At 34.4% G+C, this 11,765-nt stretch carries 8 protein-coding genes; all 8 read right to left on the reverse strand.

Going from position 1 to position 11,765, the window contains the following annotated elements:
* Nucleotides 1-8: 8 nt before the first annotated feature.
* Nucleotides 9-686, reverse strand: coding sequence for a glycerophosphodiester phosphodiesterase (locus tag B0A66_RS08685; RefSeq protein ID WP_089049461.1), 678 nt, complete (start codon nt 684-686; stop codon nt 9-11).
* A gap of 150 nt (nt 687-836) precedes the next feature.
* The gene (locus B0A66_RS08690) at nt 837-2,717 is read right to left on the reverse strand and encodes a glycoside hydrolase family 13 protein (RefSeq protein WP_165766594.1); all 1,881 of its coding nucleotides are present in this window, start codon (nt 2,715-2,717) and stop codon (nt 837-839) included.
* 117 nt (nt 2,718-2,834) lie between these two features.
* Entirely contained in the window at nt 2,835-3,659 is an 825-nt protein-coding gene (locus tag B0A66_RS08695; protein ID WP_089049462.1) for a hypothetical protein, read from the reverse strand.
* A 131-nt stretch (nt 3,660-3,790) separates the two neighbouring features.
* On the reverse strand, nt 3,791-5,905 hold the full coding sequence (locus tag B0A66_RS08700) for a glycoside hydrolase family 97 protein (protein ID WP_089049463.1): 2,115 nt from the start codon (nt 5,903-5,905) through the stop codon (nt 3,791-3,793).
* A 24-nt stretch (nt 5,906-5,929) separates the two neighbouring features.
* Nucleotides 5,930-8,233 carry a glycoside hydrolase family 65 protein gene (locus tag B0A66_RS08705; RefSeq protein ID WP_089049464.1) on the reverse strand — a complete coding sequence of 768 codons (2,304 nt, stop codon included), beginning with the start codon at nt 8,231-8,233 and terminating at the stop codon, nt 5,930-5,932.
* 199 nt (nt 8,234-8,432) lie between these two features.
* Nucleotides 8,433-9,089, reverse strand: a complete 657-nt coding sequence (gene pgmB, locus B0A66_RS08710; protein ID WP_089049465.1) for a beta-phosphoglucomutase — start codon at nt 9,087-9,089, stop codon at nt 8,433-8,435.
* Nucleotides 9,090-9,107: 18 nt separating this feature from the next.
* Nucleotides 9,108-10,463 carry an MFS transporter gene (locus tag B0A66_RS08715; RefSeq protein ID WP_089049466.1) on the reverse strand — a complete coding sequence of 452 codons (1,356 nt, stop codon included), beginning with the start codon at nt 10,461-10,463 and terminating at the stop codon, nt 9,108-9,110.
* Nucleotides 10,464-10,640: 177 nt separating this feature from the next.
* On the reverse strand, nt 10,641-11,672 hold the full coding sequence (locus tag B0A66_RS08720; RefSeq protein WP_089049467.1) for a LacI family DNA-binding transcriptional regulator: 1,032 nt from the start codon (nt 11,670-11,672) through the stop codon (nt 10,641-10,643).
* Nucleotides 11,673-11,765 lie beyond the last annotated feature (93 nt).

An 11,765-nucleotide genomic window follows, 5' to 3' on the forward strand; every position in this document is an offset into this window, starting at 1 on the left:
GTTTTTTATTATAATTTATCTGGAAAATCAGAGATAATGCCATCTACATTATAACTTTTTATTTTTTGAATGTCTTGCTTTAAATTCACCGTCCAGGGGAAAACTAAGAATCCTTTTTCCTGCATTTGTTTTGTGTTTTCAGGAGTTAAGAGTTCATAATCAGGATGAATTGCTCTTGCCTGTACCTTTTCGGCGAAAGCCAAAGCCGAATCAATTGCTGATTCTGTTAAAACACCAAGCGGTATATTTTTGTTTAGATTGTAAACTTCCTGTAATGCATTCCAGTCAAAACTTGAAACAATAAAATGATTGTAGTTCCAGTTTTTTTCCGAAATATATTTTTCAATTAAAGCCGTTACAGCAATTACTGTTTCAGCATCTTTTAGTTCGATATTGATGAAGGATTTTTTATCAACCAGATCAAAGACCTCATTTAAGGTCGGGATTTCATATTGATCTGCGATTACAAATGATTTCAATTCAGATAGGGAGAAGGCATTTACAAACCCTTTTCCATTGGTCATTTTGTCGATTGTTTCGTCGTGCATTACAATAATATGACCGTCAGTGCTTAGGTGAACATCAAGTTCTATTCCGTCAGCATTTAGATCTAATGCTTTCTGAAAAGCTTTTAAAGTATTTTCCGGTTCGTAACCTTTGGCACCACGATGAGCAATTTTTAGCATATCTGAAAAGTTAAGCCGCAAAGGTCGCAAAAAACTATTAGGATTTTTTTATTTACTATAAAAAAGAAACCGCCACGAATTCACGAATTATTATTTACTAGGTCTAAAAAAATAATTCGTGAATTCGTGGCGGAAAAAAAATAAAAAATATTATTCTAATTCTAAAACTACAGCAGATTTTGGCTCTAATGTAATTTCAGTTGCTAAATCAAATGTTTTTCCGGTAAGAATGTCTTTTCCGGATTTAAAGTTTTTGATGTTCTCTTTAAAACGATTTGTTTTTACAATTTGTTCTTTTGTATTGTTATTAAAAACAACCATTACCGTTTTAGTATCAGTATATCTGAAATAAATATACGTATTGTTTTCTGGAATGTAATGTGTCATTTTCCCGAAATGAACTGCTTCATTCGATTTTCTCCAATTGAATAATTTAGAAGTAAAATCAAAGAATTTTGCCTGCTCAGCTGTTCTTCCTGCTGCAGTAAAAGCATTGTTAGTATCGCCATTCCATCCACCAGGGAAATCCTGACGAATAGCTGCGTCACCGCCTTTTCCTTTGTCGCCGCCCATTCCAATTTCTGAACCGTAATACAATTGTGGAATTCCGCGAACGGTAGCCAGTAAAGTCATAACCATTTTATATTTCGTGAAATCATATTTATAAGTGTGATTGATTCTGTCTGTATCATGATTTTCAGCAAACACCAAAATATTGTCAGGGTTTGGATATAAATAGTCTAAAGCAAAATTGTTGTAAAATTTAGTCATTCCATTATCCCAATTCGCTTCATCATCATTAAAAGCAGAACCAATTTGATCGTGTAACGTAAAGTCCATTACACTAGGTAAATTTGAATTGTAGTTTTTAATCGCCCCGATTTTACTGTCTTTTTGCCAATACGCTAAGTTAGCCTGATTGTGCATCCAGATTTCTCCAACAATATTAAAATTAGGATATTCAGTAGTAACAGCTTTTGCCCAATTCGCCATCGCAGTAGCGTCAGAATAATTGTAAGTATCAACTCTAAAACCATCAAGATCAGCAAACTCAATCCACCAAATAGCGTTTTGAGTAAGGTATTTAGCAACAATAGGATTTCTTAAATTCAAATCTGGCATAGAAGGAACAAACCATCCGTCGACACAAACTTCCTGATCTAATTTAGAAGCATGAATGTCTGTTAAAACTTCACGGCGGTGGTGTGTTTGGGTATAATTCTCAAACTGATTCAACCATGATTTTGTTGGTAAATCCTTCACCATCCAGTGCGTAATTCCCCAGTGATTGGTAACATAATCCATTACCAGTTTCATGTCTTTTTTGTGCATTTCTGCAGCCAGACGAGCATAATCATCATTGGTTCCGTAACGCGGATCTATTTTGTAAACATCAGACTGTCCGTAAGTGTGATACGAATGTTGTTTGTCGTTGTCTTCACATAATGGAGTGTTCCAAATGGTTGTCGCACCCAAAGAAGCAATATAATCGAGATTTTTTATAATTCCTTCGATATCTCCACCATGACGACCGCTTGGATCCTGACGGTTTGCTTTTTCAGTCAAAGATGTGTTACTGTCATTTTTCAGATTTCCGTTAGCAAAACGATCCGGCATGATTAAGTACATCACATCTGATGCATCGTAACTTTTTCTGTTAGCCGAATTTGCTCTTCTTTCTTTAAGCGTATATTTTTGAGTAAACGCGACTTTGTTTTTAGTTTTAAAAGAGAAAACAAGCTCAGAAGCTTTTACATCTTTTGTATCAATAGTAACAAAAAGATAGTTTGGATTTTCTGTTTTTTCTACATTTTTAATCGCAACATTGTTCGATACAGAAGCTTCGTATTGTGCAATGTTTTTTCCGTAGAACATAATTTGCACTTCAGGATTTTTCATCCCGGCGTACCAAAATGGTGGTTCTACTTTTTGAATTTGCGCTTTCGCGGAAGCGGAAAAGAGCAAAACAAAAATCATTGTTTTTATTGAAAAGAAATGTTTTACAAAAAGTAATATTTTTGAATTTTTCATAATAACTTTTAATTTTTTAGCATAAATATTTGGATGGGTAGTTCACCTGATATTTATATGATATTTAATTCTTCTTCAAGATGTTTCTCAAAAAAAAGAATTTTACTTAATAGTGTTTTAGTCACAGGGAATTCCAAATAAATCCAGGTCATTAACCCAGAATTTTTTTATAGATTTATCCTTTTTTACGATATATATTGCTCTTTCTGGAAATTTACATTTGCTGTTTTCAGAATCTATTCCCCACATAAAATCATCTTTATACGTAAAATAAACATCTCCTAAATTGGCAAATACATTCGTTTTCATATCGTCTTTATAATCATAGTTTTTAGTTTCCTCTTCATTAAATTCACGTATCTTTTTCTGAATGTCAGAATAGCTCTTTTTGTAGTTTATTTTTAATAATTGCGGGGAACAAAAAAGAGGTTTTCCATATTTAGCAGTGTCAAAATTTTCAATTGGGAAAGCTATAATATTGGTACGGCATTCATCAAGTCCACAAACTACTTTGTTTATCGTTATTTTCGAAAAACCTTTTGTTCCATAAACGTAATAGTTCTTATCTGCAATTTTTTTAATCTCGCGTTCTAATGTTTTGTTTCTGATCAGTCTGAAACTTCCTAAAGTATCATAATATTCAAAATTCTGAACTTTAGTGCTGTCTCTGTATAAAACATTGTACAAAGAATCTTTGATATTGACCTTGTTAAAAATAGCATCAAAAATAGCTCCATTATAGGTGTTTTTATCATCCATATTCACGACAATTGCTGTGGTTGTTTTGGATAAATTATAAACAGAAAAGAGTGTCTTATCGATATTGATTATTTCTAAAGTATCTGATTTTTTATTTTCATTAGTTGTTTTAAGAATTGGTTCATTTTTTTGATTGCAGGAAAGTAGTAAAAGAGTAAGGATTAAAGGAATAACGTTCTTCATTTGATATTAATTTAAATTAAAGCAATTTAGATTTCCTTCACTGTTTTAGAAATCTCGCAATCCAAATTTAGCAATCTTAAAAAAAAGACAAGCAATCTTGGGGATGATTACTTGCCTTTTCAGAAAAAAAATTATTTGTTTTCGATAATGCTAATAGCGTAACCTCCTCCAGGAGCAGAAAATTGCGATAATTTTGATTTGTTAGTTACAGCAATTTTTTTGATCGTGTATGCCTGTGGATTTGTTTTGTAGTGCGCATCTTTTGCATCAGCATAAATCGTAGCGGTATATTTTTTACCTTTTTCAAGGAAGCTAAAATCAATGTTCGATGTACGAATTGTTTCACCGTTTACATTTCCAATAAACCAGTTGTTAGTTCCTTTTGCTTTACGGGCAACAGTAACAAAATCTCCTGGCTCAGCCTCAATGTATTTGCTTTCAGACCAATCTACAGCAACATCTTTAATAAACTGAAATGCATCCGGAAAACGGTTATAGTTTTCAGGAGTATCAGCAGCCATTTGTAATGGGCTGTACATGGTTACGTACAAAGCCAATTGATTAGCAATCGTACTGTTTACATGCGATGTATTTTCAGGATTCATTTTACTAATATCCATTTCGAAGATTCCCGGAGTATAATCCATTGGTCCACCAATTAAACGTGTAAATGGTAAAACAGTAACGTGATTCGGTTTAGAACCTCCAAAAGCTTGGTATTCCGTTCCTCTTGCTGCTTCGTTTCCAATTAAGTTCGGATACGTTCTGGCAATTCCTGTTGGACGAACTGCTTCGTGAGCATTCACCATAATTTTGTATTGCGCTGCTTTTTCGATAGCGTATTGGTAGTGGTTTACAATCCACTGACTGTAATGATTTTCTCCACGAGGTAAAATATCACCTACGTATCCGCTTTTTACAGCATCATATCCATTGTCGTTCATGAATTTGTAGGCTTTGTCCATGTGGCGCTCGTAGTTACGAACAGAACCGGACGTTTCGTGGTGCATGATAATTTTTACACCTTTAGATTTAGCATATTCATGTAAACCTTTTACATCAAAATCCGGATAAGGCGTTACGAAATCAAAAACATAATCTTTTGAGTGTCCAAACCAGTCTTCCCAGCCTTCGTTCCAGCCTTCAACCAAAACAGCATCTAAACCATTTGCAGCAGCAAAATCAATGTATTTTTTCACGTTAGCATTAGTTGCTCCGTGCGTTCCGTTTGGCTTTGCTTTTGCAAAATCAGTAACACCCAATTGTACAGTTGGATAATCGTTTGTGTATGACCAAGAGCTTTTCCCTGTAATCATTTCCCACCAAACACCAATGTATTTTACAGGTTTAATCCATGAAGTATCATCGATTTTAGAAGGATCGTTTAAGTTTAATGTCATCTTTGAAGCCAAAATTTCTCTGGCATCATCGCTCACAATAATCGTTCTCCAAGGAGAGTGATTTGGCGCTTGCATGTGTCCTTTATCTCCTTTTGCATCCGGTGTTAACCAAGATTCGAAAATCATGTTTTTGTCATCTAAATTCAAGTGCATACAAGAATAGTCAATCAAAGCAGCTTCGTGCAAGTTGATGTATAAACCATCATTTGTTTTAAGCATCAAAGAAGTCTGAACTCCTGTTGGTGAAAAGTTTTTTTGAGAAACGTTTGCTGTATATGCTTTTTCAGATAAACCTCTAATTTCTGACAATTTAGATTTTGTATAATCGTATTCCTGAGTATCATAATCTCCCGGAATCCAAAAAGCAGTGTGGTCTCCCGCCATTGCAAATTGAGATCTTTCTTCTTTAATGACAAAGTAAGTCAGGTTTTTTTGAGCCGGAAATTCATATCTAAATCCAAGACCGTCATCAAACAAGCGAAAACGAATTATGATTTGTCTTTCCGTTGCTTTTTGATTTAAAGTTACAGCCAGTTCATTATAATGATTTCTGATATTTTCTACTTCTCCCCAAACCGGTTTCCAATTTTCATCAAAAGTGGTTGTTTTAGTATCAACAATTGTAAAGTCGTTCAGTAAAGATTTTTTATCATCTTTAAGTTCAAGACCTAACTTACTGGTTTTTACAACCTCTTTGTTTTTGTACTTCAAATTATAAGTTGGAGTTCCGTCGTTCTGAAGCGAAAATTCCATTACGAACTTTCCTTCGGGTGATTTTAATTGTTGTGCTTCTGCTGCTGAGCTAAAAGCAAACAAGATTAAACTTGCGAAAAATAAGTTTTTCATGTTGTATTTGTTTTAGGTTATGATTTAATTAGTATGTATAAATTTACTCACATTTACAGGATTTCCATTTACAATAATTGTTAAATCCTGATCGCCATCAACAGTAAAGTAAGTTTCATTATGGTTTACAGAAACTTTTAGAATTTGATTTCTAAAGTTTATTTTAAAGGAATATTCTTTCCATTCTTTTGGAATTTTTGGAGAAAATTGAAGCTGATCATTTTTAACACGCATTCCTCCAAAACCTTCTACAATGCTCATCCATGTTCCTGCCATTGAGGTAATATGACAACCTTCTTCTACTTCCTTGTTGTAATCATCAAGATCAAGTCGAGAAGTTCTTAAGTAAAAAGTATACGCCATATCCATTTTGTCTAAAACGGCAGCCTGAATAGAGTGAACACAAGGTGAAAGCGAACTTTCATGAACAGTAAATGATTCGTAGAATTCGAAATTACGTTGTAATTCTTCTTTAGAAAAATGATCTTCAAAGAAGTAAAAACATTGCAGAACATCGGCTTGTTTAATGTAAGGAGAACGTAACACACGATCCCAAGACCATTTTTGATTGATCGGACGCTGTGCTTTATCCAGATCTTTTACAGGAACTAATTCTTTATCTAAAAAGCCATCTTGCTGTAAATAAATCCCTAATTCTTTAGACGTTGGAAAGTACATATTGTCCGCTACTTTTTTCCATTCCTGAATTTCTGCTGCGGAAAGGGTTACTTTTTCCAGTATGCGTTTATGATCCTGCGGATATTCTGTTGCTACTTTTTTAATTTGTTCTGAAGCATAATCAATACACCATTTTGCAATATAATTGGTGTAAAAATTATTGTTGATATTGTTTTCATATTCATTCGGACCAGTAACACCCAAAATCACATATTGATTTTTTTCTTTAGAGAAAGAAGCTCTTTGGTGCCAAAAACGCGCAATTCCGATTAATACTTCTAAGCCTTTTTCAGGAATGTATGAGTAATCTCCGGTAAAACGGTAGTAGTTGTAAATGGCAAAAGCAATCGCACCATTTCGGTGGATTTCTTCGTGTGTGATTTCCCATTCGTTATGACATTCTTCACCATTCATGGTAACCATTGGATATAATGCAGCACCATTTTTGAATCCTAAATTATCTTTAGCATTTTCAATCGCTTTGTCCAATTGGTTAAAACGGTAAGTCAATAAATTACGGGCAACTTGCTGATCTTTAGTAGCCATGTAAAACGGAATGCAATACGCTTCCGTATCCCAATACGTAGATCCGCCGTATTTTTCTCCTGTAAAACCTTTTGGACCAATGTTTAGTCGGCTGTCTTTTCCAAGATACGTTTGGTTTAACTGAAAAATATTGAAACGAATTCCTTGTTGCGCTTTTACATCGCCATCAATAGTAATGTCTGACATTTCCCAGATTTTACTCCAAGCCTCAATTTGATTTTGAAGTAAAGTATTGTAACCTAAACTTACAGCAGTTTTAATACATTTTTCAGCTGCACTTAAAGTGTTGTCATGGTTTAAAGAAACCGTATATCCACCAATTTTCTGAATAGATGAGGTTTGTCCTTTTGCAATAATAGTTCCGTACGTAAACTGCACTTTATCAGTAGACGAATCTATTGTAGAAGGAGAAATGTGTACATTTTCTCCGTTTGCAAAAATCGTGTTATGCATGAAAGTCGTAACTTTAAAATGTGTCTTAAAAGTTTGTGCAGTTACAAAAGCTTCATTCGTTCCTTTTTTAACTTCTAAAGGCTCCCAGAATTTTTCTTCCCAGTTCGCATCTTCGTTTGTAACCCCAGCATCGATGTACGGTTTGTATACAATTTTAGCATCTTTGTTTAAAGGTGTAATATCGTATTTGATAATTCCGGCTTCATCAAGGTCTAAGGAAAGAAAACGACGAATGTTTACCGAAATTTCAGTTCCGTTTTTCAACGTAGCTTCAAAAGAACGGTTGTACCATCCTTCTTTCATGTTAAGTTCTCTACGGAAATTTTTAACCTCAGTACAGTTGTGCAGATCCAGATTTTCTTCGTTGATTTCAACGTCAATTCCAATCCAGTTAGGTGCGTTTAATACTTTGGCAAAATACTTTGGATAACCGTTTTTCCACCAGCCCACTTTTGTTTTGTCCGGATAGTAAATTCCTGCGATATAACTTCCCTGAAAAGTTTCGCCAGAATAGGTTTCTTCAAAGTTGGCACGTTGTCCCATAGCGCCATTTCCAATACTAAAAAGGCTTTCAGAAGATTTAACTCTTTCTACATCAAAACCTTCTTCGATGATGGACCAATTGTCTGGTTTTATATAATCTTGATTCATTTTTTTAAAATTAGATAATTGTGCAATTAGAGAATAGTATCATTTTGGAAATGAGTTAATCACTTTTTTTCTAATTGCTGATTGTTTTATTGTTTTGATTGATGATTTATAGTGATTATTAGTTTGTTTCAGTTGGATAATTTTTCATTTTCTAATTATCTAATTGACACATTTTCTAATTGATTAATCTTTCAATTTTTTAATTAGTAATTAAAGTCTCAATAAAGCTTTCTTCTATAAAAGTCGAATCTTTAAAAATATAATTGGCTTCATGTAAAATTCCTTCTTCACCAATTCCAATACTTACCATTCCTGCAATATTTGCTGCCTGAATTCCGGCAACAGAATCTTCGAATACTATAGCATTTTTTGGATCAATATGGAGTAATTGAGCAGCCTTTAAAAATACTTCAGGATCCGGTTTGGCATTGGTAACATCGTTTCCGTCTACAATAACATCGAAATACGAAATGATTCCCGTTTTTTCCAGAATTGGTCTTGCGTTTTTGCTTGCAGAACCCAATGCAATTCCCTGATTTTTTTCTTTTAAGAATTTAAGAATTTTAGAAATTCCCGGAAGAATTTCACTTTCATTCATGTCCACTAAGTAAGACAGGTAATCTTCATTTTTTTGAAGTAACCATTTGTCTTTATCTTCTTGTGAAGCCTGAACATTTCCTAATTCTAGAATTATGTCTAATGAACGAACGCGGCTTACTCCTTTTAGAAGTTCGTTGTGTTCATGTGTAAAATTTATGTTTAAGGCCTGAGCGATTTTCTGCCAGGCTAAAAAGTGATATTTGGCCGTATCAACGATTACTCCATCAAGATCGAATATGAATGCTTTTTTGCTCATTATATGGGGGACTTATTTTTAAGATTGAATGGTAACGTCATCTACATCTTTCACTTTGTAGACTAAAAGAGCGGCGATTAAAAAACTCACTCCGCTGGTAAGTAAAGCGTAAATTGCTTCGCCGTTGTACAGATATTTTACGATTGGTCCTCCGATAAGTGCATTTACGATTTGCGGAATCACAACAAAAAAGTTGAAAATCCCCATGTAAACACCCATTTTTTTAGGCGTAATAGATCCGGCAAGAATAGCGTAAGGCATCGCCAGAATACTTGCCCAGGCAACACCAATTAAAATCATAGGCAGTACAACCCAGTCTTCATTTGGCATAAAATAGATCGAGATCAATCCAATTCCTCCAATAACTAATGAAAGAGAATGAGTTGATTTTCGTCCAATTTTTTTTGCGATATACGGTAAGAAAAACAAGGCGATAATAGCAGAAACAAGATTGTAAACACCAAATAAAATTCCGACCCAGTCTCCGGCATCTTGATATTGCTGGCTTGAGGTGTCACTTAATGGTAATCCGTAAATGTGATGTGCGATTGCAGGAGTGGTAAAAACCCACATACCAAATAATCCGAACCAGGAGAAAAACTGCACCCAGCTTAGCTGTCGCATTGTGGTTGGCATTTTTGCAAAGTCAGTAAAGATATCTGTGATCTTTGATTTCTCTTCAGAATTAACATCTTTCTGGCTCTGTGGATCTTCAAAATTGGCTAACTCTTCCGGTGTATATTCTTTGGTTGTAACAAGCGTTACGATGATAGAACCAATTAAAACTGCCGCACCAATTATAAACGATAAGGTTAAATTTAAAGGTACGCTTCCCGGAACCGTACTGTTTGAAACATTAAACCATTTGGTTAAAACGTATGGAAGTGCTGAACCAATTACGGCTCCAAAACCAATTAAAGAAGTCTGAATACTAAAACCAGCTGTACGCTGATCTGTTCTTAAATTATCCCCAACCAAAGCACGAAATGGCTCCATTGCAATATTAAAAGAAGCATCCATGATCATCAACATTCCGGCTCCAACCCATAATGCAGGAAGTACTGAAATAAAGATATTTGCCTGTGGCATTAATATTAAACCAACCGAAGCCAGAATAGCACCAACAAGAAAGAAAGGTTTTCGTCTGCCAAATCGACCCCACGTTTTATCGCTGTAATGACCAATAACAGGCTGAACGATTAGTCCCATCAGAGGGGCAATAATCCAAAACCATGAAAGTTCATGTACGTCGGCACCAAAAATTTGAAGAATTCTGCTGGCATTTGCATTTTGAAGTGCAAACCCCATTTGTATTCCTAAGAAACCGAAACTCATATTCCAGATTTCCCAGAAACTTAATCTACGCTTTTCCATTATCGTAATTTGTAAAAAATTATACGATAAGCGCTTTGCTTATCAAAACTTACTGTTTTTTCGAAGTAAAAGTAAAAGCCTTGACGGGCGTAAAAGTATAAATAATTTTTAAATATATGCTAACAAAAAAGCCGTAAATATTATTTACGGCTTCAGAATATGTTGATTTTAAGAAAATTAGTCAGTAGATTCTCTTTGTATTAAGTGTGTTTCTATAACTTCGGTTGTGTAATTTTCATTTTCTTCATCATCGTCATTGTGTTCTGCTTCAAGTCTTTCGATAAGCATTTTGGCTGCTTTATTTCCCATTTTTTCACCACTCTGACTTACAGTCGTAATACTTGGGGTAGAATATTTAGAAATAATACCATCTGTAAAAGCAATTACCGCCAAATCCTCCGGAACTTTAAGTCCCATTTTGTTCGCAGTTTTAATGATTGTAACCGCAAAAAGCTCATTTACAGCAAAAACAGCATCAAAAGCTCTGTCATGTAAAAGCTGGCTAATTGTGATTTCGCAAGTATCGACATCTTCTATTTTAATGATCAAGTCTTCGTTGAATGGTAAGCCATTGTCTAACAGTGCTTTTTCGTAGCCGTCTGTTCTTAATTTACCAACACTTACATAATCTACGGTTGTAACAAGCGCGATCTTTTTTCGCCCATTATCAATTAAACTTTGAACTGCTTCGTAGGCAGCCGCTTTATCGTCAATAATAACTTTATCGCATAGAATATCGTTGGTAACGCGATCAAACATTACAACAGGCATTCCCTGATTGATTACTTCGGTAATATGGTGAAAATCACCTTTGTATTGTGTTTCTTTAGAAAGCGACATGATAAAACCATCGATGCTTCCGTTGGCAAGCATTTCCATATTTAAAACTTCCTTGTCAAAAGAATCATCCGATAAACAGATGACTACACTATAACCATTTTCATTCGCAACTTGTTCGATTCCGTTGATGACTGTAGAGAAAAAATAATGTACAATTTCCGGAATAATAATACCGATACTTTTCGTTTTTCGGTTTTTTAAACTAAGAGCAATGTTGTTGGGTTTGTAGTTGTAAAACTTCGCAAAAGCCTGAACTTTTAGTCGGGTCTCTTCTCCAATTTCCAGACTGTTTCGGAGTGATTTTGAGACAGTTGAAATGGATACGTCAAGTTCCTTTGCAATTTGTTTTAAAGTGATTTTACGCTTCATAATTGTAGTTGAAAAAAATCTAATTATTAATAAAGATATCTTTTATTTTATGATTTATCATTTTTTGACTGAAAAGATTACAAAATATAGAAA

The sequence above is a fragment of the Flavobacterium hercynium genome, from assembly GCF_002217285.1.
Classification (GTDB): Bacteria; Bacteroidota; Bacteroidia; order Flavobacteriales; family Flavobacteriaceae; genus Flavobacterium; species Flavobacterium hercynium.